Consider the following 23276-nt stretch of genomic DNA (forward strand, 5'->3'; position numbering starts at 1 on the left):
GGGCCGATCGGCGGATAATTTGGCACATGGAAAAGACATGGCAGATCGTCATCGACTGCGCTGAGCCGCAAGCGATGGTCCGGTTCTGGACCGAGGCGCTGCGCTACGTTCCCGAGCCCGCTCCTGATGGGCATCCGACCTGGCGCGCCTACTGGCGGTCGATGGGTGTGCCCGAGGATGAATTGCCGCCCGGCGCCGGCGACGCTCCGGAGTCTCTGGTCGATCCGCACGGTGGTGGTCCCCGGATTTGGTTCCAGCAGGTGCCGGAAGCCAAGCACGTCAAGAACCGCCTGCATCTGGATTTGCTGGTCAGCGGCGGCCGCGGTGTCCGCTTCGAGCAGCGCCGGCAGATCATCACCGACGAGGCAGAGCGCCTAGTCGGTTTGGGGGCAACGGTCCAGACCGTTCACGACATGCCCGAGATGGGCCATTTCGCCATTTGCATGCTCGATATCGAAGGCAACGAGTTCGACATCGTCTAGCTCCCGTCATACGCGTCCATGATATGGACAGGGTGTCCACTTCTCCTCACCATCCGACCAATTCACCGGCAAATCTCCGGGCCTATTGCATGCTCACCTGCGACTACGTACGTTAGGGACTAAGCAGATCCGAGCTCCACATAGTGGACACATGGAGGAATCGATGACAACGAAGTTTCAGGATGACGCAGCCGCTGCTTTGGCTGCCGTCGTCAAGGATGGCATGACCATCGCAGTAGGCGGATTCGGCCTATCCGGCATCCCAAACCGGCTGATCACCGCGTTGCGGGACTCGAAAGCAACCAACCTGACGATCGTTTCAAACAACATGGGCGTGGATGGCAAGGGGCTGGGCGTCCTGTTGGAAAACAAGCAGGTTTCCAAGGTCCTGGCCTCCTACGTCGGGGAGAACAAGCTGTTCGCCCAGCAGTTCCTTGATGGAGATCTGGAAGTTGAATTCTGCCCGCAAGGCACCTTGGCCGAGCGCCTGCGTGCTGGCGGTGTCGGCATCCCCGCGTTCTTCACGCCAACCGGCGTGGGGACGCCGATTGCCGAAGGCAAGGAAGTCATGGAATTCAATGGCAAGCCGGCAATCCTGGAACGCGGCATCTCCGCCGACATCGCCCTGGTCAAGGCGCACCAGGCGGATGCGGAAGGCAACCTGCGCTATCGGATGACCTCGAAGAACTTCAACCCGCTGGCCGCCATGTCCGGCCGGCACACCTTCGCCGAGGCCGAAGAAATCCTCGATGACTACCTGGACCCGTCATTGGTGGAAACCCCGGGAATTTTCGTGCAGACCCTGGTCCAGGCCGATGAGGTCAAGGACATTGAACAGCGCACCGTGCGCAGCCGAGAGGAGGCCTGAACATGTGGACTCGAGATGAAATGGCGGCCATCGCCGCCAGCGAGCTGACAGATGGCCAGTACGTGAACCTGGGCATTGGCATCCCCACCATGGTGGCCAATAACCTGCCGGACGGCGTATCGGTCAAGCTGCAGAGCGAGAACGGCCTGCTGGGCATGGGCCCCTTCCCCTATGAAGGCGAAGAAGACGCTGATTTGATCAATGCCGGAAAGCAGACCGTGACGATCCTGCCCGGCGGCAGCTTCTTCGATTCGGCGACCTCCTTCGGCATGATCCGCGGCGGCCACGTCCAGACCGCGATCCTCGGAGCCCTGCAGGTGGCCGCCAACGGCGATCTGGCCAACTGGACCATCCCGGGCAAGCTGGTCAAGGGCATGGGCGGCGCCATGGATCTGGTCGCCGGCACCCCGCGCGTGATCGTCTTGACCGATCACGTGGCCAAGGACGGAACATCGAAGATCGTGGAGAAATGCGACCTGCCGCTGACCGGAGTCGGCGTGGTCAACCGCATCATCACCGATCGAGCAGTGTTTGATATAGAGAACTCGAGCTTGACCCTGCGTGCAGTAGCCCCGGGGGAAAGCGTGGAAAGCATCAAGGAAATCACGGCAGCGGAATTTGCCGTGGATATTGTGGAGGATCTGAAAGCATGACCGCAAAGATCGTGGGCTACGCCCGCACCCCGTTCGTGAAGTTCAATGGCGTTTTCGCCGCGGTTCCCGCCACCGAGCTGGGCGCGCACGCCGCCAAGGCGGCACTGGAAGGCGCCGGAGTAGCACCCAGCGAGGTGCAGCAGGTCGTCGTCGGCCAGGTGCTGCAGGGCGGCGCTGGCCAGAATCCGGCCCGCCAGTCCGCTGTGGGCGCCGGTGTTCCACTGGATGTTCCGGCCATTGCGGTGAATGCGGTGTGCCTTTCGGGTGCCGAAGCAGTGGTGGCAGGTGCCCGCTTGATCAACAGCGGCGAAGCTGATGTCGTCCTGGCCATCGGCCAGGAATCGATGTCGCTGGCTCCGCACGTGCAGCGCGCCCGTGCCGGCGCCAAGTACGGTGCCATCGAAATGATCGACACCCTGGAATACGACGGCCTGACCGATGCCGCCGAGAAGCGTTCGATGGGTGCTTCCACCGAGGAGCACAACGCCAAGCTGTCGATGACCCGCGAGGCCCAGGATACGGTTTCGGCCGCTTCCCACCAGCGCGCTGCCGCTTCCCGCGATTTCGCAGCCGGCGAGATTGCGCCTTTCACCATTTCCAGCCGTCGTGGCGACACCACCATCAGCGAAGATGACGGCGTCCGCGCAGACACCACAGTGGAGTCCCTGGGCAAGCTGCGCCCTGCCTTCGCCAAGGAAGGCACCATCACCGCAGGCAACTCCTCGCAGATCACCGATGGCGCCGCGGCAGTGGTGCTGGCCAGCGACGCGGCCGTTGAGCGACTGGGTCTGAAGCCGCTGGCGGAAATCCTCTCTCATGCTTTTGTTGCCGGTCCGGACCGTACCCTGCACGAGCAGCCATCCAACGCAATCAGCGCAGCCCTGCGAAAGGCAGGTGCCGAAGCGAAGGATCTGAAGGCGGTGGAAATCAACGAGGCCTTCGCTGCCGTGTCGGTGCAGTCCACCAAGGCGCTCGGCCTGGATGCCTCCATCGTGAACCCGCATGGCGGTGCCATCGCCCTGGGCCACCCGATCGGTGCTTCCGGTGCACGAATCGTTGGCACCCTGGCCCGTCAGCTGCATGAACTGCCTGCCGGTTCGCTGGGTGCCATCGGCATCTGCGGCGGCGGCGGCCAGGGCACCGCATTGGTCCTGCGCTCGCTGTAGCCACCTGCTAACAAGCCGGTGCGGCCAGGTCCTGCTGGGATCAGGCCGCACCGGCTTTTTCGTTGTCCCAGTGGATCAAGAGCAAGAATTCTCGAGCTGACCGCTTGATGTTTCGATGCTGTGCCTTGCGCTTTGTTTCTAATGCCAGAGCGGCTCACGCGATACGTGGTTGATCAGCAGCTGCGGGTCCAGTTCGACATAGGTTCCATTGGCCATCCGCGGGTTGCTTTCTGCGGTGAGCGCGGCAATCACCGAGCAGATCAAGGCGCTGTGGCTGACTACCAGGACATTCTGTCCCGGATGCTGATGGCAGATCTTGAACAACGCGTTCACTGCACGGCCCACCAGGTGCTCTTCGGTTTCGCCGGTGCCCACCAGCAGCTGGCGCTGCTCATCGGCACCATTGGCAACCAGGGTGCCTTCCAGATTGCCGAAGTCCTGCTCCATCAGTTCCGGGTTCTCGTGCAGGGCGCGGATGCCCATGCTGTTGGCAATGATCTGCGCGGTTTGGCGGGCACGGAACAGCGGGGAGGAATACACTGCATCCCACGGTCCCTGAGGTGCCAGCTCGGCGGCGAGCTGCTGGGCTTGGCGGATGCCCGTGTCGTTCATCGGCAGGTCGCTGCGTCCATGCAGTCGTCCTGCTTTGTTCCATTCGGTCTGTCCGTGGCGGATCAGTACTAGTTTCTGTGCACTCATCGTCTTCTTCTTTCTGGCTTGCACCGCAGCGACACGCGCCCGGTGCTCAGTTCTGTTCTCCGAGTCAGTTGCTGGTCTGCGAACTCTTGACTGGCGCGGGCAGCGCCGGGCTTTCGTTCAGCGCAGAGCACTGGTCGCTGGACGCAGCGAACGCGTCCACTGTTTTTGCCCCGACATTGATGACGTTGAATGCCGCCGCTGGCTCGGCAACGATCTGGGTCGGGGCGAATGGATTCATGTTGTAGGACACTGCAGGAGCCATGAACACCGGGGTGTTCACCAGCTGGCTGGTGGACGCCTGGTGGTAGTGGCCGCAAAGGATTGCACGGATATCGCTACCGGCGGTAATGGCCGCCAGCTCCATGGGGTTCTGCAGTCCACGTCCGGCACGGGCCTCATTGGTGGCCTCCACCGGAGGATGGTGCAACAGCAGCAGGGATCCGCGCGGTGCTGGCGCCGCCAGGAGCATGGAAAGCCAATCGAGCTGCTCGCATTCAAGGTTCCCCTGGGCCAGTTGGAATCCCCCGCTGTCCAGGCCGACGATTCGAAGCCCGTGGACCTCGTGCACCGTGTCGGCTGGACGGGGACCGGTGGACAGGCGCCTGGTGTTGAAGGATTCCCCCACCGTTCCCAACGGGTCATGGTTGCCCGGCACGCTGATGACCGGGCAATCCAGTACACGCTGCGTCCGGTTGAACAGCTCGGCGGCCCGCTCATGGATGGGCGAACCGCGGTCGGCGATATCGCCGGTCACCACGATGGCATCCGGCTCCAGGTACGCGACCGCTTCCAGCGCCTGCTCGGTGCGCTGCCACGAATCAATGGTCCCGTGAAGCAGCTGCCCTTCGGGTTGCAGGTGGGTGTCGCTCAATTGGATGATCGTCAGAGGCTCCATCTTCTTCCCTCCCGTGCGGCTGCTGCATTTCATCCCATTGAACGCCGGAGGTCTGGCCAGCAGGTGAACAGGGCGCCGACGCCATATGAAGTCCTGAAGAATCAAGGTTCCTCGATTACCGGACAAATGGGCTATCCAAGACAGGGAAAACCCCGTATTACATGCTTTCTGGCGCATATGAACAGCGAGTAGCATTCAAAACGACTAACCTTGAAGAGAGAAGTTTTGAATCCACCGAGGAGCTATATCCATGACCGGCAGCAAAGTCGTCGCCTTTGGCCACTTCCAGCCAGAGCGCATCGTCCCGAATACCGAGCTGGAAAAGCTGGTGGAAACCAGCGACGAGTGGATTACCCGCCGCGTCGGCATCGAGGAACGCCGCTGGGGCACCGGTGTTGAAACCGTCGACTCCATGGCCATCAAGGCCGCAGAGATGGCTTTCGGCAATTCGGCAGACATCAAGGCAGCAGATATCGATTTGATTGTTGTCGCGACCTGCACCGCCACCGACCGCTCGCCGAATATGGCGGCCCGTGTTGCCGATGCACTGAACATGGAGCAGGGCCCTGCCACCATGGATGTCAATGTGGCCTGCTCTGGCTTCGCCCATGCAGTGGGCATCGCCCAAGGTGCTATCGCGGCAGGCACCGCCACCAACGCTCTGGTTATCGGCTCCGAAATGCTCACCGATTACACCGACTTCACCGATCGCACCACCTGCGTGCTCACCGCCGATGGCGCTGGCGCCTTCGTGATCACCGCTTCGGAAGACAATGGCATTTCGCCAGTCGTCTGGGGTTCGGTCCCGTCGCTGTCCGATGCCGTGCGCATCGAGGCCGAGAACGACATGAAGTTCGCGCAGAACGGCCAGAGCGTCTACCGCTGGACCGTGACCCAGCTGCCGAAGATCGCTTCGCAGATTATCGAGCGTGCGGGCATGAAGCCGGAAGAGCTGGATGCCATCGTCCTGCACCAGGCCAACCTGCGCATTATCGAGCCGCTGGCTGAGAAGATCGGCGCCCCGAATGCGCGTGTGGCCACCGACGTGGTCTACTCCGGCAACACCTCGGCTGCTTCGGTGCCGCTGGCGCTGTCCAAGCTGATGGCTTCGGATGAGCCGCTGCCTTCGGGATCCAAGGCGCTGCTGTTCGCCTTCGGCGGCGGCCTGGCCTACGCAGGCCAGATCATCACCATTCCCTAGGCTTCCTTCTTCGCGAAAGGCGCACCGGCAATCTGCCCGTGCGCCTTTTGCGGTTAATTTCCCGGCAGACCTTATGCAATGCGTAGCAACGGCTAGCGCATTGCACATGCTCGAAGTGCTGGAGGTCGCCGCTGAACCGACGCGCAAGCGCCTGGTACAGCTGCTCGGCTCCGGTGAACGAACGGTGACGGAGCTGGCCAGGCATTTTCCGGTCAGCAGGTCCGCAATCTCCCAACATTTGCTGCTGTTGATCGAAGCCGGTTTGCTCGACGCCCGGAAGGACGGGCGCCAGCGCTACTATTCGCTTACCCGTGCAGGCATCGCCCGGCTCAAGAAAGAAACCGAGTCGTTCTGGAATACCGAATTGGATCTGCTTGCAGCCGAGGCCAGCCAGCTGGCCGCCGGCGGGCAGCCCACCGCTTCCCCGATGGCACACCCAGGAGAACAGCCATGAGCTCCGAGAGAACCGTCATCCTCCCTGTTAACCCGGACACCGCCTTCACCCTGGTCACCGATCCCGAACGCCTGCGCCGCTGGCAAACTGTCGCCTGCCGCATGGACCTGAGGGTCGGTGGCAGCTACCGATTCACCATGGGCCCCGGCCTCCATGCCGCAGGCACAGTCACCGAAATCGAGCCAGGCCGCCGGCTGGTGCTCAGCTGGGGCTGGGAATGCTCCGACGCGGTGCCTCCCGGTGATTCCGCCCTCTACATCACCATGGAAGCGCATGCGGAAGGCACCGCGCTCACCCTGCGCCACGAAGGCCTGGACGCCGGGCAGCCCTCCGGCCATGCCGAGGGCTGGAACCACTTCCTGGACCGCCTGGTGCCCTTCGCGAAAATCGGCCATGCCGTCCCCGATGAATGAAACGCCACGCCGGAACCCGCAGATGCCATCACCGCGGCCGAGGCCTCCCTGGCCGCGCTGCAGCTGGTGCTGCACCACCTTCAGGAAAAGGACCTGCAGCGCCCAACCCCCTGCACGGAGTTCAACGTCAGCCAGCTCGTGGACCACTTGGCCGGCAACCTCGCACTGGCTTGCAAGGCGATGGGCTCTGAACAAGCAGATGACCCGTCGCTGGCACCGGAACCGCGCATTGCCCAGCTCGCGCAGGCGGCCCTGGAGTCCTTCTCCGCACGTGGGCTGGAGGGCACGCTCGATCTGGGCTTCGCAGAGGTTCCGGCCAGCGTCCTGTCCGGCATCCTGAACCTCGAATCCATGGTCCACGGCTGGGATTTGGCCCAGGCCACGAGCCAGGAATTCGACGTGGATCCGGGCCTGGCCGAGTACGTCCTGGAACTGGCGCGGGCCACGGTTGGCGAACAGCAGCGCGCTTCGGGCTCACTCGGCCCCGAGACGGCCATCGCCGAATCCGCCGGCAGCCTGGAACGGCTGATCGCCTTCACCGGCCGCGTGCCGGCCGGCGCCCGAGCGGCACCGATGGTTGATGCCGCCACCAGCATCGTGATCCGCCGGCCGCTGCACGAGGTGGCCGGCTCCACGATGGATCCGCTCAATGCCCCGGTGTGGTATCGGAACATCAGCACCGCGCGCCGGCTCGATGAGGGCAACTTCGGCATCGGAGCGCGTGCCGCCTTCGAAGCCCGCTTCCGGGGCCGGGCCCTGTCCTACACCTACGTGTTCAAGGAATATGTGCCCGGCCGGCTGCTGGTCATGGCCACCGCGCAAGGACCGTTCCCGATGCGCACCAGCTACCGCTTTAAGGCGGTGGATGGCGCCCGCACCCGGGTGCACCTGCGCAATGACGGGCGGCCCTCGGGATTCAGCAAGCTGCTGGCACCGCTGATGGCCCCCGATGATGCGCCGGGCGAAGACCGCCGATCTGCGGATGCTCAAGCGCGTCCTGGAGGCAGGACAACGCTCAGCCAGGCCGGGGATGCAGATGTTTTTCTCCTGCGCTCCATTCCTGCACTCCGTCGCTGACTTGAGTGTTCCCAGTCACCAAAAACTCGACTTGACGTTAAGTGGCTCACAGTCGCACACTGGTACACGTGAACCTGTCAGACAGCTGGACACCCGGACAACAGCCGATCGAACGCCGATCCGCTGCCGAAGGCGTCTTCCATGCACTCCGCCTAGCCATTGAAGCCCGGGAAATCGCCATTGGCGCGAAACTCGGATCCGAAGCAGCCCTCGCGGCCGACTTCGGCGTGAGCCGTTCGGTCATCCGCGAAGCCCTGCGCTCCTGCGCGGCCCTGGGGCTGACCCGCACCGAAACCGGCCGCGGCACCTTCGTGGTCTCCCACCGGCCCAACCGCGAGCTGAAGCTGGGCAGCTTCTCCTCCGATGACCTGCACGAGGCCCGCCCGCATATCGAGATCCCGGCCGCCACCTTCGCCGCCACCCGGCGCACCGCCGAGGATCTGGAGCGGATCAGCGGCCTGATCGAGGCCATGGAGCAGGAAGACGACCCGGCCGCCTGGGTGGAGCTGGATGCCGCCTTCCATGCGGCAATCGCGCAGGCCAGCGGCAATTCGGTGTTCACCAAGGTGGTCGCCGACATCCGCGAGGCCATGGCCCGCCAGTCCGAGACCGTGAACCTGGTCGCCGGCCGCCGCGCGCCCTCGAACACGGAGCACCAGGAGATCTACCAGGCCATCGCAGCACAGGATGAGCAAGCCGCAACCGCTGCCATGGCCAAGCACCTCAACGCAGTGCAGCACGCAGTATCCACCATAGTCAGGAGCAAGAAGTGACCCCCGCCGATCCCCAGACCCTGCGCGCATCGCTGGCCAATCAGGCACTGCCCCAGCACGAACCGCTTGTCATCGCCACCCGCGGTGACGCCGTCGAGTCCATCCACTACGGCTCGGCAGTGCTGCTGGATGCCTCCGGCTCCATCGCCGCCAGCCGCGGCGATGCCCAGGCCGTGTTCTACCCGCGCTCGGCGCTGAAGCCGCTGTTCGCCGTGGGAATGCTGCGCGCCGGGCTGCAGCTCGATGACCAGCAGCTGGCCCTGGCCTCGGCCAGCCACTCCGGAGCAGAACGCCACCAGCAGGTTGCCGCCTCGACGCTGGCAGCGGCCGGGCTGGACGAGCACGCGCTGCGCAACTCCACCGACCTGCCCTACGGCGCCGCCGAGCGCCAGCGCCACCTGGCCGCCGGCGGCAAGGCCACCCAGCTGGCGCAGAACTGCTCGGGCAAGCACGCGGCACTGGCCGCCCTATGCCAGCTCAAGGGCTGGGACACCGCAGACTACCTGAATGACCAGCGCCTGCTGGATCTGCTGCAGGACATCGTCGAGGAGCTGGCCGGCGAAGAGATCAGCGGGGTGAGCGCCGACGGCTGCGGCACCCCGGTATACCGGATGAGCCTGGCCGGACTGGCCCGCGCCTTCGGCAAGCTGGCCAGCGCCGCCGAAGGCACCGCCGAGCACCGCGTGGCCGCGGCCATGTCCGGCTACCCGGAACTGGTGGCAGGCGAGGGCCGCGATGTCACCGAGCTGATGCGCGTGCTGCCCGGCGCCGTGGCCAAGGACGGCTTCGAAGGCATCCAGGCCGTGGGCCTGCCCGATGGCAGCGCGCTGGCCGTGAAGATCGCCGATGGCTCGGACCGCGCCCGAATGCCGATCACCGCCAAGCTGCTCGCCGAGCACCTTGGCTCCGAAGCGGCTCTGGCCCTTGAGCCGCTGGCCACCAGCCCGGCCCTCGGCGGCGGACAGCCCGTAGGCCTGCTGGCCGCACTGTGAAGTTTCCCGTTCCCACCCATTCAATGAACACTGGAGAAGAATCCACCATGCCTGATACCTTGCTCAGCGGCGAGTACCGCACCGAGCATGACCTGATCGGCGACCGCGAGATCCCGGCGGAAGCCTATTGGGGCGTGCACACCCTGCGCGCCAAGGAGAACTTCGACATCACCGGCACCACGCTGTCCGGCAACCCGCACCTGATCCGCGCATTGGCGCGCGTGAAGCAGGCTGCCGCCCGGGCCAACCACGAGCTCGGCCTGCTCGACGCCCAGCGCGCCGCGGCCATCGACTCAGCCTGCGAGCGCATCGCCGCCGGCGAGCTGCATGACCAGTTCATCATCGACCCGATCCAGGGCGGGGCTGGCACCAGCACCAACATGAACGCCAATGAGGTCATCGCCAACCTGGCGCTGGAGATCCTCGGCCATGCAAAGGGCGAGTACCAGCGCCTGCACCCGAACGACCATGTGAACCTGTCGCAGTCCACCAACGACGCCTACCCGACCGCGGTGAACATCGCCACCCACTTCGCCACCCAGCCGTTGCTGGCGGCCATCGAGGTGCTGCAGGATTCCTGCAATGCCAAGGCCGCAGAATTCCGCACCGTGGTGAAGATGGGCCGCACCCAGCTGCAGGATGCCGTGCCGATGACCGTAGGCCAGGAGTTCCGCGGCTGGGCCGTGACCCTGGGCGAGGACCGGGCACGGCTGGAGGAATCGCTGTCGCTGGTCACCGAGATCAACCTCGGCGCCACAGCCATCGGCACCGGGCTGAACGCCCCGGCCGGCTACGCCGAGGCCGCCTGCCGCCACCTGCGCGAGCTGACCGGCCTGCCGCTGACTACCAGCCCGGATCTGATCGAGGCCACCAGCGATGTGGGCGCCTTCGTGCACCTCTCGGGCGTGCTCAAGCGAGTGGCGCTGAAGATCTCCAAGATCTGCAACGACCTGCGCCTGCTTTCCTCCGGACCCCGCGCTGGCCTGAACGATCTGCAGCTGCCGGCCGTGCAGTCCGGCTCCTCGATCATGCCCGGCAAGGTCAACCCGGTGATCCCGGAAGTGGTCAGCCAGATCGCCTACCAGGTGGTGGGCCACGATTTGACCGTGACCATGGCCGCCGAGGGCGGGCAGCTGCAGCTGAACGCCTTCGAGCCGGTCATCGCCCACTCGATCGGGCTCTCGCTCAAGCACCTGGCCAACGGCTGCCTGACACTGGCACACAAGTGCATCGACGGGATCACCGTGGACGAGCAGTCGCTGCGCCGCGAAGTGGAGAACTCCATCGGCCTGGTCACCGCGTTGAACCCGCGCCTGGGCTATGCGGCGTCCACCTCGGTGGCGCTCGAAGCGCTGCACACCGGACGCGGCGTGGCCGAACTGGTGCTCGAACGCGGCCTGCTTTCAGCCGAAGACCTCAATGAGCTGCTCTCCCCCGAGCGGCTCGCCAACCTCACCGACTAGATCCAAGGAATCCTATGGATAATTCCACCCCGCACGCCACCGCGGCGCACGTCCCCGATGCCGCGCTGACTGCCGGCGACAACGATTACCACAAGGGCCTGTCCTCCCGGCAGATGCAGATGATCGCCATTGGCGGAGCGATTGGCACCGGCTTGTTCATGGGCGCCGGAGGGCGCCTGGATGCGGCTGGCCCGGGCATCGTGATCAGCTACGCGGTCTGCGGCTTCTTCGCCTTCCTGATCCTGCGGGCGCTGGGCGAACTGGTCATGCACCGTCCGTCGACCGGCTCCTTCGTCTCCTACGCCCGCGAGTTCTACGGCGAGAAGGCGGCCTTCGCCACCGGCTGGCTGTACTGGCTGAACTGGGTGATGACGGCCATCGTGGACATCACCGCGGTCGCCCTGTACATGGGCTTCTTCGGCAAATATGTGGGGTGGATCAGCTCGGTGCCGCAGTGGCTCTGGGCGCTGGTGGCGCTGGCCGTGGTGCTCACCATGAACCTGATCTCCGTCAAGGCCTTCGGCGAGATGGAATTCTGGTTCGCGCTGGTCAAGGTCGTGGCTCTGGTGGCCTTCCTGGTTGTCGGCTGCTACTTCGTCATCTTCGGCACGCCGCTGGACGGGCATGAGGTCGGTTTCTCGCTGCTGGCCGCTAATGGGGGGCTGCTGCCCAACGGCCTGCTGCCGGTGCTGGTGCTGATGCAGGGCGTGGTCTTCTCCTACGCATCCATCGAGCTGATCGGCACCGCCGCAGGCGAAACGGCAAACCCGGAAAAGGTCATGCCGAAGGCGATCAATACCGTGATCATCCGCATCGCCGTGTTCTACGTCGGCTCGCTGGTGCTGCTCTCGCTGCTGCTGACCTACTCGGCCTACAGCGCCGGGGAATCGCCGTTCGTGACCTTCTTCGGATCCATCGGCGTGCAGGGCATGGACGTGGTGATGAACCTGGTGGTGCTCACCGCGGCGCTGTCCTCGCTGAACGCCGGGCTCTACTCCACCGGGCGCATCATGCGCTCCATGTCGTTGAACGGGTCGGCACCGAAATTCGCCGGACGGATGAACAAGGCAGGGGTGCCCTACGGCGGCATCGTGATCACCGCCGTGGTGGCAGTGCTCGGCGTCGTGCTCAACGCCGTGGTCCCGGCCAAGGCCTTCGAGATCGTGCTGAACTTCGCTGCCATCGGCATCATTGCCTCCTGGGCGATGATCGTGCTGTGCCAGATCGCCCTGATGAAGTCGGCCAAGCGCGGGGAGCAGGATCGCCCGAGCTTCCGGATGCCATTCGCCCCGGTTTCCGGCTGGGTCACCCTGGGCTTCCTTGCCCTGGTGCTGGTGATGATGGCCTTCGACAATCCGGTGGGCACCTGGACCATTGCCTCGCTGGTGATCATCATCCCGCTGATCATCGGCGGCTGGTACCTGTGCCGCGGACGGATCAACGAGATCGCCGAGGCTCGGTTGCGCAACGAGCAGCCGGCCAACCAGCCGTAGCAGGATCGCAGAACCGGCCTGGATGCAGCATCGCGCTGCTTCCGGGCCGGTTTTCTGCGTTCCGAGCCTGTCTAGCCGGTGATCTTGGCCTTGAGCAGCACCTGCGCCAGGTGCATTCCGCGGGCCTCTGTGCCCTCGGCGATCTGCGTGCGGCAGGAGAATCCGTCGGCGAGCACCACATCGTCCTGCGCACGATTGCGGATGGCCGGGAAGAGCTCGCGTTCGCCCAGCGAGCGGGATAGTTCCGCATGTCCGGGTTCGAATCCCCAGTTGCCGGCCAAGCCGCAGCAACCGGTTTCGATTTCGCGCTCGTCAATGCCGATGCTGCGCAGCACGGCCGAGGACGAGCCATGGTCGCCCTGCGAACGCTCATGGCAGTGGACCTGCGACACCGCGCCGACATTCAGCTGTTCGAAGGGCCAGCCGGCGCTGGGCTTGCCATCGGCCGGAACGTGCTTGGCGATCAGATCCGCGAACGGCACGACGGCTGCCGACAGCGCAGCCGCGCGCGGGTCCTCGGGAACCAGCTCGGTGATTTCGTGGCCGAGCATAACCGTGCATGACGGTTCCAGGCCGATCACCGGGTAGCCTGCCTTGACCAGGGGTTCCATGACGTCCAAGGTGTGCTTGATGACCTTGCGCGCGGTATCCAGCTGGCCGGTTGAGTGCCAGGTCAAACCGCAGCAGACGAATCCTTCGGGAATGATTACCCGGTAGCCGAGGGTTTCGAGCACTTCGACTGCCGCCTGGCCCGGCCCGGTATCCAGGTGGTTATTGAAGGAATCTGGCCAGAGCACCACGGTGCCCTGCGGCGATTCGGCTTCTGTTTCCTTCCGCTTGGCCGCCCAGCGCTGCAGCGATTCGCCCGAGAACGTGATCATCTTGCGTGTCGGTTCAATGCCGCCAACCTTCTTGACAAGCCGTTGCACCGCGTCGATGCGCAGCACCGTGTTGGCCAAGGATGCCGCACCTGGCACCTTGTGCATCCAGTGGGTGAGCTTGGGTAGCCACCCCATGGTGTAGTGCGCCATCGGGCGGATGCGACCCTCGTAGAACTTGTGCAGGAACTCCGACTTGTAGGTCGCCATATCCACATTGACCGGGCATTCGGAAGCGCAGGCCTTGCAGGACAGACAGAGGTCCAGGGCGTCCTTCACCTCTTCGGACTTGTAGGCATCGGGCAAGGTGGTGCCGCGGAACATCTCGGAAAGCACCCGGGCACGGCCGCGCGTGGAGTTGACCTCGTCATGGGTGCCCTGGAAGGACGGGCACATGGCCCCCTCGTCCGAACGGCACAGGCCTACGCCCACGCAGCGGTTGACCGCGTTGACCAAGGAACCCTTGTCGCGCGAGAGCGCATGAACCGGCGTCAGCTCGAAGCTGCGCTGCCCGGGTCCGGGACGCAGCGACTCATCGATGCGTTCCGGATTGACCAATACCCCGGGGTTGAACAGGCCCTCGGGGTCAAAGGCCGCCTTGAAGCTGGCGAATGCCTTCATCATCTTCGAGCTGTACATGCGGGTGAGCAATTCCGAGCGGGCCCGGCCGTCCCCGTGTTCGCCGGACAGGGAGCCGCCATGCTTGGCCACGGTGTCGGCGGCCTGTTCCATGAACTGGCGGAAGATCGCCACGCCTTCATTGGTGCCCAAGTCGAAGGAGATGCGCACGTGGACGCAACCCTCGCCGAAGTGCCCGAAGGGGATGCCGCGCAGTCCATGGGCGTCCATGAGCGCGTACAGATCGCGCAGGTATCCGGCAAGATTCTCCGGCGGTACGGCTGAATCTTCCCAGGACGGCCAGGCCTCGCCGCCATCTGGCAGGCGGGTGACAATACCGGCGGAGGCTTCGCGGATCTTCCACAGCGTGCGGGCCTCGGCATGGTCCGTCACGACCACGGCATCGATCGCGGCCCCGGCCGCTGCATCATACGCTGACTGCACCAGCTCATCGGCGATGCTTCGTGCTTGTTCGATGGTTTGCCCGGCTGTCTCGCAGAAGAGCCAGCCGCCGGCCTTGGCGACGCCACCGCGGTTGGCGGCACCCATGCCAGGCAGATTGGATCCGGCACTCTGCTGACCGGGGCGGCTGCGCAGCGCATCGAGCAGATCTCCGCCCATGCCTTCCGCAGTGGCAAGACCGGGACGGCGCAGGGATGCTGCCGCGGCCGCGGCATCGAAAACAGTTTCAAAAGCCAGGACTGCCAGCGCAGTATGCTTCGGCTTCTCGACAAGGCGCACCACCAGCTCGGTGATCACCCCGAGGGTGCCTTCGGACCCAGCCAGCGCCTTGGCAACATTGAACCCGTTTTCCGGGAGCAGATAGTGCATGCCGTAGCCCGAGACCTGGCGCGCGAAGCGGCCCAGTTCTGTGCGCAGTTCCTTGAGGTTCGCATCGCGCAGCGCCTTGAGCTTTCCGTCAAGCTCATCGCTGTTGGTTCCGTCGGCATTGACCTCGACCACGGATCCGTCGCCGAGCATGATCTTCATGGACACAACGTTGTCCGCGGCGGTGCCCCACGCCAGCGAGTGCGATCCGCAGGCGTTGTTGGCCACCATGCCGCCTACGGTGCAGCGGCTATGGGTCGACGGATCCGGACCGTAGGTCAGCCCGTATTGCGCAGCAGCATCACGCAGCTGGTCGCAGATGACCCCAGGCTGGATGCGCGCGGTCTTCGCCTCGGGATCGATGTCGAGGATCTTATTGAAATAGCGGGAGGTGTCCAGCACCAGACCTTCGCCGATGGCATTGCCCGCAACCGAGGTGCCTCCACCTCGCGACGTGATCGAAAGGCCTTCGGCCTTGGCATACTCGATGCCCAAGGCGATGTCGGCCTCACTGCGCACTTCAAGTACAGCCTGCGGCACCCGGCGGAAAATCGAGGCATCGGAAATATATGCAGCCCGAGTCGTCAGATCGGTCCGTAGCCGTTCCCGCATCTCAATTGCCTCAGGGGTCAGGGTCTGGATGCTCGACTGAGCTGACATGGTGAGCGCCTCTCGTTGATTCGTCCCACCAGAGTAACATGTTACATACTGTTTAGTTTCTTGATTACGTGAAAACTCCGCAGGAGATTTCAATGAGAGAATCAGTTCATGACCTCCGATCTCCAAGTCCCCGCCCAACATGGGCGCACATTGACCGAACAAGTGATGGACTACGTCCGTTCAGCTGTCATTTCTGGGGAATTGAAGACCGACACCCTCTACAGCGTCTACCAGCTGGCTGATCGCCTGAAGATATCCCGCTCACCGGTGCGCGATGGCTTGTTGCGCCTGGAGGAAGCCGGCTTGGTTGAATTTGCTCGTAATCGCGGCTTCCGCATCATTCCGACCCAGCCAAAGGATGTCGCAGAAATTTTCTCGCTCAGGCTGGCGCTGGAGGTTCCCGCCGCATTCAGGGCCGCGCAGGCCTGCACCCCGCAGATCGCGGCGCGGCTCAATGACATCGTAGCCGGCTTGGCCCGATGCGCCGAAGCGGATCTGACCGAAGAGTTCTTCGATCTGGACCAGCAGCTGCACGACTTCATCCTTGAGGTCGCGCAGTCGAACCGCGGGCGCAACATCGTGAACCGCCTTCGTGTCGCAACGCGGCTGCTTGGTGTTTCCACCGCAGGCAAGCAGCGCACCCTGGGTGACATCATGGCCGAGCATGAACCGATCATCACCGCCATCTCCAGCGGCAATGCCCCGGCGGCTGCGCTTGCCATGCGCCAGCACCTGGTCGCGACAGGAAAGCTACTGCTTGTACAAGCAGTTCAGGGCCAAGGCTTGGACCTTGACCCTGAAAACTTGTGGACTGAACTGACAGCTGGCTACTAGTCCTGCTCGTCTTCCTTGTATTCCTTTGAATACTGCAGCACGAAGGCGCACAGTGCGCACGCGGTCGCAAAACTGAAGGTCCACGGATACAGGATCTGCTTGGCTCCGCTGACCAGATCACCATTCAGTGACAGCACACCGGCCAGCTGGGTACCGACGATTGCAGTGCCGCCGATCATGAACAGCGCCAAGAAGACCAGGAATAGTATTTTCATGAGTCGCATGTTTTTCTCCTACGAAATCGGAATCGGCAGCCAGCCCATGCCGACAAGCCAGGCAATGACGATCATTGGCAGCACGAAATAGCCCAGCAATGGCATGAACATCTTGGTTGGATTGGTTTCGGCAAAGCCGGCAGCCAGATAGATCGGCGCACCGACCGGTGGAGAAGAACCCTCTGTCGAGGTGCACAACAGGACCGTCACCACGGCGATGACTGGATCGATACCCACGCTGGTCAACGCCATCACTGCCGGCGCACCCACGGCCGCGGCGGTTGCCGTCGAGGACAGCGGGGTGGCTACGACAACGGCCATGACACAGACGATTGCGACAATCGCCGCCTTTGGCATATCCAGCGAACCCAGGAAATCCGAAAGCTGCGGACCGACGCCCAGCGCTTCCATGATGTTCGAAGCGCTCAGCGCAGCGAACAGCGAAACACCAACAGTGGCGAACTGCGGCAGCTCGCGATTCAGGATCACCTTGAACTTCGAATCCGGCGCGAAGATCCGCTTTCGGCCCTCGATCAATGCGATCGCCGAGATGAGAATCGGAACCCAAACAATGATGGAGATCGAGCCCATCGAGTCCTTGCCCACCAACTCCGGGCGGGACAGGAATTCAAACAGCGGGCCGAAGGTCAGTGCAACAGGGATCGCGATGCCAAGGAAGATCAGTAGCGAGCGCCATCCTTCGCGCAGCGCTTGCCCTAACGTCGCCATGCCCTCCCGATTCGCTACGGGAATGCCGTCGGCACGAGCCCAAGTGAACACCAGGATCATGCGGTAGAGCACGCAATAAGCACCGCCAATGGCCAGTGCAACATATACGTCGCCAGCAGAAATTCCAGCGGCGGCCGGCATGGCCAAGAGGATGAACATGGTGCTGTTCGGCGGGAGCGCGACGCCCAAGCCGGAGTTTCCCGCTACCAGCGTTGCGGCGCGATTGGACGACCAGCCATTTTCCTTCATCCACGGAATGGTTACCGAGCCGACCGTCGCCGTGTTGCCTGCGGTAGATCCTGCCACCAGCCCGATTGCGGCCGAGCCCAGGGTCGAGACGTAGGCCGATCCACCGCGAACGCGCCCGAACATCGAATTCAGGATATGGATCAGGCGCTCGATCAGGCCTGTCGCCGAGACGATCACTCCCATGAACACAAAGGCCATGCCCGCGAAGGTCACGTCTGATTGGAAGCCGTCAACTACGGCTGCGCTCAACAGGTTCAGCGCATCCGCGCCGCCGACCAGCGAACAAGCTATCAGCGCTAGTACAAGCGCCTCTGAAATACGCCGTTTCAGTACGACGTTAACTATGACTGTCACGGCGATGAATACGCCCAGTGCCAGCACGCCCATGTGTGCACCTTTCACGTTATGACTTTGTGTGCCTACACACAGTAGCATGTTACAGGCCACACAATGTGACAGAGGAGTCTTTTAGGGCTTTGGTTACACCGCTCGAACGGCACAGCCAAGCCTGCTTGTCGTGGCCAAGAGGCTTCCAGTGCACCCTGCAGCTTCGCTGCTCAGCGGCAATTTCTCCTGCCCGTTTCCTCGGCCTTCAGCATCTGCACCACTTTCGCGCCCTTGCGCGGAATGCAGTTTTTTGAGGCGTGAAGAAAGGCAACAGAAGCCAGGGCGATTGCCTGATTTCTGTTGCCTTTCCTATGTTCCGGCTTGGCTAGCCGACGGCAGGTTCCACGCTGAGCAAGATGTCGCGCACCAACGCGTATTGCCCGGTGCCCAGGAACTGCTGCGCTTGCTGCTTGGTCGGGTCGTCAGGAACACCATGGTCTTCCAGATAATCCTCTTCAACCCACATCATCGGTGACTGCTCGCCGATCCTGAAGAAGTTCAGGTCCGGGTTCTCATCGCGCTTGCCGAGCTCTTCGTCATCGATCAGGGCAATGTCGAATCCTGAATCCTTCTCGCCGTCTTCCTGGTCCGTCGATTCCCAGAACTCGGCAATCAGGCTCGTCGGGCGGAATCCGGTATCCGCTCCGGGATTTTCAAGTTCCTTGCGATCAAGCAGCTCCCGTTCATACAGCGCCATGTCTCCATCCGGAGAGGTTGCCGTGGTGGGGATCAGGGTCAGCACGTGCTTGCCTTGCGCGTCCTTGATCTCCCATTCGTCCCATTCGGTGCATTCGCCGTCGCAGTCATCCCCGGCGGCAGTCCACTGTTCCGGGGTAAAGAAGCGGATGCCATGCACTTCATGCACCTGGCTCAGCTCTGGCGCCGCCGAGCTTGGCGCATCCGGGCTTGCGGTGCTTTGCGTTGGGCTGGATTCGGGACTGGAAGCGGTCGGCGCGCTGGCACTTGCCGATGGCGACGTTCCGCTTGGTCCTGCGCTCTGGCTTTCGGCCGGTTCCGGCTCGGCTCCCTGGCAGGCAGCCAGCATCAGCGCTGCCGCGCACATCATCGGGAGCGCCCCAAGACGGGTTCTGGCACGGTTCATCTTTTCCAACTCCTTGATCGATTATCCGGTCATGCAGCTGACATCGCGAGCTCCCCCATGGAACCCATCCTCCACGGCCTTGCAGGTTTTTCCAATAGCTGTGCCATAACTCCTTGGTTGCAAATTGCACCGGCCTTTCGTTCCGATGCCGCGTAATTTTCGATATTCGGTAGTGCCCGGCCGCGAACAGTGGCAAGATATGTGAAGTGGAACACTCTAAGCATTCATTTCATAATTTAGATTCTTTTATCGGCATGGGCCGGCTCAGCGGCCTGGCGCTCTCCCCCGACGGCACGAAGCTCGTCACCACCCTCAGCACCCTGTCCGAGGATGAGACGAAATACGAAAGCGCCCTCTGGTCGCTGGACCCCAAAGGCCAGGAACCGGCACGCCGGCTGACCTTCGGCGAGCACGGCGAATCGCAGCCGCAGTTCACCGCCAACGGCGACCTGCTCTTCGTGTCCAAGCGCTCATCCAAGGAAGACGCCAAGGCCGAAGGATGGATCCTTCCGGTGGCAGGAGGCGAAGCCCGCTCGGTGATCTCCCACCCGGCCGGGGTGCAGTCCTTGCGGATCTGCAAGCAGTCACCGCAGAGCATCGTGCTGCGCACCTCGGCCTTCAGCCGCGCCAAGGACCTGGAGGCCGAAGCGGCACTGCGCACCGGCCGCAAGGACAAGAAGGTCTCGGCAATCCTGCACACCGGCTACCCGGTGCGCTTCTGGGACGAAGACCTGGGCCCGTCCACCCCGCACTTCTACACCGGCTCCCTGCCGGACCCCCAGGACACCAGCGGCACCCAGCTCACCGATCTCACCCCGGGCATCGGCGCGAACCTGGAGGATACCTACTACGATGTCGCTGCCAACGGGGCCTTCCTGATCACCGAATGGCAGGTTCCCGAAGGCCGGGCCTCCTCGGCCCCGGGCTTGATGCGGATCGACCTGCACACCGGCGCCCACGAAATGCTGCTGGCCCCGGACGACACGTACGAATACACGCTGGGCAAGATCAGCCCGGACTCCACCCAGCTGGCCTATGCACGTTGGGAGCGTTCCACCGCCGAAACCGCCCCGGTCTTCGAGCTGTGGCTGATGGACCTGGCCGACGGCGCCACCCATCGGATCGCCGCCGGCTGGGACCGCTGGGTCAGCGACCTGCAGTGGGTTCCCAATGGACGCTCGCTGCTGCTGGTCGCGGACGACAACGGCCATGCCCCGGTCTTCCACCTGAGCTTGTACAACGACAAGATCACCCGGCTCACCGAAGACGGAGCGTTCACCGACGTGGTCATCAGCAGCGACTCGCGCACCGCCTACGCGTTGCGCTCCAGCTACCTGCACCCGGCCGAACCGGTAGCCATCGACCTGGCGCACACCGGCGACCTGGAGCCGGGCGAATTCGCCGCCTTGACCGAGCTGCGCTCCCCGGTTGACCGACCTGCCTTGCCGGGCACGCTCACCGAGGTGACCACCACGGCCGAAGACGGATCGAGCGTCCGTGCCTGGCTGGCCCTGCCGGAATCAGCTTCTGCCACCAACAAGGCGCCGCTGCTGCTGTGGATCCACGGCGGACCGCTGGGCTCGTGGAACGCCTGGAGCTGGCGCTGGAGCCCATGGCTGCTGGTAGCCCAGGGCTATGCGGTGCTGCTGCCGGATCCCGCCCTGTCCACCGGCTACGGCCAGGCGTTCATCCAGCGCGGCTGGGGCCGCTGGGGCCAGGAACCGTACACGGATCTGCTGGCCATCACCGATGCCGCCGAGGCGCGCGCTGACATCGATGAAACCCGCACCGCCGCGATGGGCGGCTCCTTCGGCGGCTACATGGCCAACTGGGTGGCAGGGCACACCGACCGCTTCAAGGCCATCGTCACGCACGCCAGCCTGTGGGCGCTGGAAGGCTTCGGCAAGACCACCGACGCCGCGTTCTACTGGACCCGCGAGATGAGCCCGGAAATGCGCGAGCTGAACTCGCCGCATCATTCGGTGGGCAGCATTGTCACCCCGATGCTGGTCATCCACGGCGACAAGGACTACCGGGTGCCCATCGGCGAGGGACTTCGCCTATGGTACGAGCTGCTGGCCGATTCGGGGTTGCCGCAGAAGGAAGACGGCAGCACCGAGCACCAGTTCCTGTACTTCCCGGATGAGAACCACTGGATCCTCACCCCGCAGCATGCCAAGATCTGGTACCAGGTCGTCACCGAGTTCCTCTCGCAGAAGGTGCTGGGCAACGAGGCGCAGGAACTGCCCGAGCTGCTGGGCTAAACGTTTCTTGAGCGAGACAGGGCGCGGGTGCTGTCATCGGTACCTGCGCCCGCGAAACTCGTTTCATCTCCGCCAGCCGTGCCCTGCGGACATCGAACCCGGAGTTCCCAGAGCATCCATACTCCTGATAAAACTGATTGCCTTCGAACTACTGAATATCTAACTAGGCTCCGGCCCGATTGAATAATTCCAAGCCCTAATTGATCGCATACGACCGCTGTAATCATCCAACTTAGGAATAAGCGAGCCGAGCTTATAAAAATTTTGAAGACGGAAGTCGAGGGAACTCCATCAGACGAATATTCGATAGCTGGGCCTCGCTTCAAAAGACTGCTATTGAGTGCCCCCAACAATCAGGGGGCCAAGAAATCTTCCTGCAATATTCGAGTCGCAAAGATGCGGTGCCAACTTTCACGCATATTCTCTGACTATTCTTCGAGTTTGACTGAGAACGGATAGGGATTGATATGTGGGTCGATGTTGTAAACGTAGGCGATGGAGCATGTACGGTATTTCGGAATGGCCAGCAGACCATGGTGATGGATTGTGGGTCGTTGCACGAGCGAGACGGAAAACTACCAGGAATGCTTTTGCGGGGCACGCTCGGGGAAGTGGCGCCACTTCCAGAAACGATAGTTGTCTCCCACTTCGATCAAGATCATTGGAAGGGACTAGAGTCCTTTGCACAGAAAGCGTCAAAAGAGCCAGGTAAAAGAATTGACTTAATATATCCAAGGTTCCCCAGCGTCGCTAAACCAGTGCAAGCTGCGTATCTGGCATACCAATTCCTCGCCCTTACTACACCAGAACGTTCATTGTTCGATCTTTTCAAGGCACTTGAGGATAAAGCAGCTCCTGTTCGCAACGCCGGCTTTGCGGGTCGAAAGTTCAAAGCCTTAGACACAGTGTGGGAAATTCTTTGGCCTCCAAAAGAACTTCCTAATTCAGTCAGCAAAGTTTTTACCGATGCTGCGAATCGTACGGCAGAGCTCGCTGAACAATATCCACCACTAAAAAGGGCTTTGGACTGGGCCTACGAATCGCCTTGGATGCTGCCGGATGAGGATGCTGGCTCAGTATTTGCCCGCTTCGAAGGAGACGACGAAGTATTCGAATCTCGTCCAGCCTTAGAACTCGACGACTTGCCAAAGGACACAGCAGATGAGTCTTATGATCTGTTTGGTGACGCAACCACGGGTCCACAAATCTTCATTGGTAATGATTTTGCCGGAGCGCCCGCAAACATTCGGAACGAACTGATCAGTAATCGTCGGAGAGTTCAGCGACTTAATAATGAGCTCAGTCTTGTAATTCGAGATGAAAATATGCAATTTCTGAGCTTCGGGGACTTACAAAAGTGGGGGCTGAATCAACTTCTCAGACAGGGCGGGTTAAAGAATGCTTCTGGGAAAGATCAGGTTTATAGCGTAGTTCTGGCCCCGCACCATGGAACTCAAGCACCTGGCTCAACATTCATCAAGTACTTCCCGAAAACACAGCTCATGATTGCTCAAAATGGCCGTGAACATTTAAAAAGGCTCAAATGGCAAAAATTTCTAGGTGGCATCGTCGGGAAAATTGAATCTACCGCTGAAATTGGAACTATTTCCTTTTGCCTGCATTGTTGTCCTGCTCAATTACCTTACTCCTGGGCCAGAGCTTGGCACTTTGGTTACTGATAAACCTTCATGCCAAGCCTTCAGAACGTGGATTAGCGTACATAGCCGTTGCCCAATCTATTTTTGCTGGCCGTTGAGCATTTCTGGCAGCGTTACCAGCATTATCGATGCGCACTACATATTGTTTTCGAGTCAGCTAGTTTTTTTCGACTCCAAGCACGTCTACTCATTGACTGTATTGATTCGGAAAACTCAAGCATCGCC

Annotated in this window: 21 protein-coding genes; 15 read left to right on the plus strand and 6 right to left on the minus strand. The window is 62.5% G+C overall.

Going from position 1 to position 23276, the window contains the following annotated elements; translation table 11 throughout:
- The first annotated feature begins 26 nt into the window (after positions 1–26).
- From F0M17_RS14090 to F0M17_RS14105, 4 genes are all read left to right on the plus strand, one after another.
- Complete coding sequence (locus F0M17_RS14090; protein ID WP_121867382.1) at positions 27–482, plus strand: VOC family protein; 456 nt, start codon at positions 27–29, stop codon at positions 480–482.
- A gap of 163 nt (positions 483–645) precedes the next feature.
- A complete protein-coding gene (locus F0M17_RS14095; RefSeq protein WP_149597357.1) occupies positions 646–1350 on the plus strand; it encodes a CoA transferase subunit A in 705 nt (234 codons plus the stop codon).
- A 2-nt stretch (positions 1351–1352) separates the two neighbouring features.
- The gene (locus F0M17_RS14100; RefSeq protein ID WP_038993255.1) at positions 1353–2003 is read left to right on the plus strand and encodes a CoA transferase subunit B; all 651 of its coding nucleotides are present in this window, start codon (positions 1353–1355) and stop codon (positions 2001–2003) included.
- On the plus strand, positions 2000–3169 hold the full coding sequence (locus F0M17_RS14105) for an acetyl-CoA C-acyltransferase (RefSeq protein WP_141357313.1): 1170 nt from the start codon (positions 2000–2002) through the stop codon (positions 3167–3169). Before F0M17_RS14100 ends, F0M17_RS14105 begins: the two co-directional genes overlap by 4 nt.
- 138 nt (positions 3170–3307) lie before the next feature.
- On the opposite strand, the gene F0M17_RS14110 is transcribed toward F0M17_RS14105, so the two are convergent.
- On the minus strand, positions 3308–3868 hold the full coding sequence (locus F0M17_RS14110) for a histidine phosphatase family protein (protein ID WP_149597358.1): 561 nt from the start codon (positions 3866–3868) through the stop codon (positions 3308–3310).
- Between the two features lie 64 nt (positions 3869–3932).
- Complete coding sequence (locus F0M17_RS14115; RefSeq protein ID WP_149597359.1) at positions 3933–4763, minus strand: metallophosphoesterase; 831 nt, start codon at positions 4761–4763, stop codon at positions 3933–3935.
- Between the two features lie 250 nt (positions 4764–5013).
- Between F0M17_RS14115 and F0M17_RS14120 the strand changes: the two genes are divergently transcribed.
- The 8 genes from F0M17_RS14120 (at position 5014) to F0M17_RS14155 (ending at position 12629) form a co-directional block, all read left to right on the plus strand.
- A complete protein-coding gene (locus tag F0M17_RS14120; protein WP_141357319.1) occupies positions 5014–5964 on the plus strand; it encodes a beta-ketoacyl-ACP synthase III in 951 nt (316 codons plus the stop codon).
- 106 nt (positions 5965–6070) lie between these two features.
- On the plus strand, positions 6071–6418 hold the full coding sequence (locus F0M17_RS14125) for a helix-turn-helix transcriptional regulator (RefSeq protein ID WP_210416652.1): 348 nt from the start codon (positions 6071–6073) through the stop codon (positions 6416–6418).
- Positions 6415–6831 (plus strand): SRPBCC family protein, encoded by a 417-nt coding sequence (locus tag F0M17_RS14130; RefSeq protein ID WP_073707754.1) that lies wholly within the window; start codon positions 6415–6417, stop codon positions 6829–6831. The genes F0M17_RS14125 and F0M17_RS14130 overlap by 4 nt, the downstream gene beginning before the upstream one ends.
- A 48-nt stretch (positions 6832–6879) precedes the next feature.
- A complete protein-coding gene (locus tag F0M17_RS14135) occupies positions 6880–7908 on the plus strand; it encodes a TIGR03086 family metal-binding protein (protein ID WP_256370214.1) in 1029 nt (342 codons plus the stop codon).
- A 68-nt stretch (positions 7909–7976) separates the two neighbouring features.
- Positions 7977–8681, plus strand: a complete 705-nt coding sequence (locus tag F0M17_RS14140; protein ID WP_149597361.1) for a FadR/GntR family transcriptional regulator — start codon at positions 7977–7979, stop codon at positions 8679–8681.
- Positions 8678–9673: an asparaginase gene (locus tag F0M17_RS14145; protein WP_246857067.1), complete on the plus strand. Its 996-nt coding sequence runs from the start codon at positions 8678–8680 to the stop codon at positions 9671–9673. The genes F0M17_RS14140 and F0M17_RS14145 overlap by 4 nt, the downstream gene beginning before the upstream one ends.
- Before the next feature lie 47 nt (positions 9674–9720).
- The gene (locus F0M17_RS14150; protein WP_149597362.1) at positions 9721–11136 is read left to right on the plus strand and encodes an aspartate ammonia-lyase; all 1416 of its coding nucleotides are present in this window, start codon (positions 9721–9723) and stop codon (positions 11134–11136) included.
- Between the two features lie 14 nt (positions 11137–11150).
- On the plus strand, positions 11151–12629 hold the full coding sequence (locus F0M17_RS14155; protein ID WP_149597363.1) for an amino acid permease: 1479 nt from the start codon (positions 11151–11153) through the stop codon (positions 12627–12629).
- Between the two features lie 71 nt (positions 12630–12700).
- On the opposite strand, the gene F0M17_RS14160 is transcribed toward F0M17_RS14155, so the two are convergent.
- Positions 12701–15613 carry an FAD-binding and (Fe-S)-binding domain-containing protein gene (locus tag F0M17_RS14160; RefSeq protein ID WP_246857068.1) on the minus strand — a complete coding sequence of 971 codons (2913 nt, stop codon included), beginning with the start codon at positions 15611–15613 and terminating at the stop codon, positions 12701–12703.
- Between the two features lie 108 nt (positions 15614–15721).
- Between F0M17_RS14160 and F0M17_RS14165 the strand changes: the two genes are divergently transcribed.
- Positions 15722–16447 (plus strand): GntR family transcriptional regulator, encoded by a 726-nt coding sequence (locus F0M17_RS14165; protein WP_066141818.1) that lies wholly within the window; start codon positions 15722–15724, stop codon positions 16445–16447.
- Here the strand turns inward: F0M17_RS14165 and F0M17_RS14170 are convergent.
- The 3 genes from F0M17_RS14170 to F0M17_RS14180 form a co-directional block, all read right to left on the minus strand.
- Positions 16444–16671 (minus strand): hypothetical protein, encoded by a 228-nt coding sequence (locus tag F0M17_RS14170; RefSeq protein WP_066141823.1) that lies wholly within the window; start codon positions 16669–16671, stop codon positions 16444–16446. The two genes, F0M17_RS14165 and F0M17_RS14170, sit on opposite strands and share 4 nt — an antisense overlap.
- 9 nt (positions 16672–16680) lie before the next feature.
- The gene (locus tag F0M17_RS14175; protein ID WP_073707747.1) at positions 16681–18027 is read right to left on the minus strand and encodes a TRAP transporter large permease subunit; all 1347 of its coding nucleotides are present in this window, start codon (positions 18025–18027) and stop codon (positions 16681–16683) included.
- A gap of 325 nt (positions 18028–18352) precedes the next feature.
- A complete protein-coding gene (locus tag F0M17_RS14180; RefSeq protein ID WP_141357329.1) occupies positions 18353–19129 on the minus strand; it encodes a hypothetical protein in 777 nt (258 codons plus the stop codon).
- A 254-nt stretch (positions 19130–19383) separates the two neighbouring features.
- Here F0M17_RS14180 and F0M17_RS14185 point away from each other — a divergent pair, with 254 nt between their 5' ends.
- Entirely contained in the window at positions 19384–21393 is a 2010-nt protein-coding gene (locus F0M17_RS14185) for an alpha/beta fold hydrolase (RefSeq protein WP_149597364.1), read from the plus strand.
- A 467-nt stretch (positions 21394–21860) separates the two neighbouring features.
- Positions 21861–23072 carry a hypothetical protein gene (locus F0M17_RS14190; protein ID WP_210416654.1) on the plus strand — a complete coding sequence of 404 codons (1212 nt, stop codon included), beginning with the start codon at positions 21861–21863 and terminating at the stop codon, positions 23070–23072.
- Positions 23073–23276: the final 204 nt, after the last annotated feature.

Origin of the sequence: Glutamicibacter sp. ZJUTW, from assembly GCF_008370855.1 — a bacterium.
Taxonomy (GTDB): domain Bacteria; phylum Actinomycetota; class Actinomycetes; order Actinomycetales; family Micrococcaceae; genus Glutamicibacter; species Glutamicibacter nicotianae.

Coding starts and splice junctions, on each gene's coding strand:
- F0M17_RS14090 (WP_121867382.1), top strand. CDS start 27: ATGGAAAAGACATGGCAGATCGTCATCGACTGCGCTGAGCCGCAAGCG.
- F0M17_RS14095 (WP_149597357.1), top strand. CDS start 646: ATGACAACGAAGTTTCAGGATGACGCAGCCGCTGCTTTGGCTGCCGTC.
- F0M17_RS14100 (WP_038993255.1), top strand. CDS start 1,353: ATGTGGACTCGAGATGAAATGGCGGCCATCGCCGCCAGCGAGCTGACA.
- F0M17_RS14105 (WP_141357313.1), top strand. CDS start 2,000: ATGACCGCAAAGATCGTGGGCTACGCCCGCACCCCGTTCGTGAAGTTC.
- F0M17_RS14110 (WP_149597358.1), bottom strand. CDS start 3,868: ATGAGTGCACAGAAACTAGTACTGATCCGCCACGGACAGACCGAATGG.
- F0M17_RS14115 (WP_149597359.1), bottom strand. CDS start 4,763: ATGGAGCCTCTGACGATCATCCAATTGAGCGACACCCACCTGCAACCC.
- F0M17_RS14120 (WP_141357319.1), top strand. CDS start 5,014: ATGACCGGCAGCAAAGTCGTCGCCTTTGGCCACTTCCAGCCAGAGCGC.
- F0M17_RS14125 (WP_210416652.1), top strand. CDS start 6,071: ATGCTCGAAGTGCTGGAGGTCGCCGCTGAACCGACGCGCAAGCGCCTG.
- F0M17_RS14130 (WP_073707754.1), top strand. CDS start 6,415: ATGAGCTCCGAGAGAACCGTCATCCTCCCTGTTAACCCGGACACCGCC.
- F0M17_RS14150 (WP_149597362.1), top strand. CDS start 9,721: ATGCCTGATACCTTGCTCAGCGGCGAGTACCGCACCGAGCATGACCTG.
- F0M17_RS14155 (WP_149597363.1), top strand. CDS start 11,151: ATGGATAATTCCACCCCGCACGCCACCGCGGCGCACGTCCCCGATGCC.
- F0M17_RS14160 (WP_246857068.1), bottom strand. CDS start 15,613: ATGTCAGCTCAGTCGAGCATCCAGACCCTGACCCCTGAGGCAATTGAG.
- F0M17_RS14165 (WP_066141818.1), top strand. CDS start 15,722: ATGACCTCCGATCTCCAAGTCCCCGCCCAACATGGGCGCACATTGACC.
- F0M17_RS14170 (WP_066141823.1), bottom strand. CDS start 16,671: ATGCGACTCATGAAAATACTATTCCTGGTCTTCTTGGCGCTGTTCATG.
- F0M17_RS14175 (WP_073707747.1), bottom strand. CDS start 18,027: ATGGGCGTGCTGGCACTGGGCGTATTCATCGCCGTGACAGTCATAGTT.
- F0M17_RS14180 (WP_141357329.1), bottom strand. CDS start 19,129: ATGAACCGTGCCAGAACCCGTCTTGGGGCGCTCCCGATGATGTGCGCG.
- F0M17_RS14185 (WP_149597364.1), top strand. CDS start 19,384: ATGGGCCGGCTCAGCGGCCTGGCGCTCTCCCCCGACGGCACGAAGCTC.
- F0M17_RS14190 (WP_210416654.1), top strand. CDS start 21,861: ATGTGGGTCGATGTTGTAAACGTAGGCGATGGAGCATGTACGGTATTT.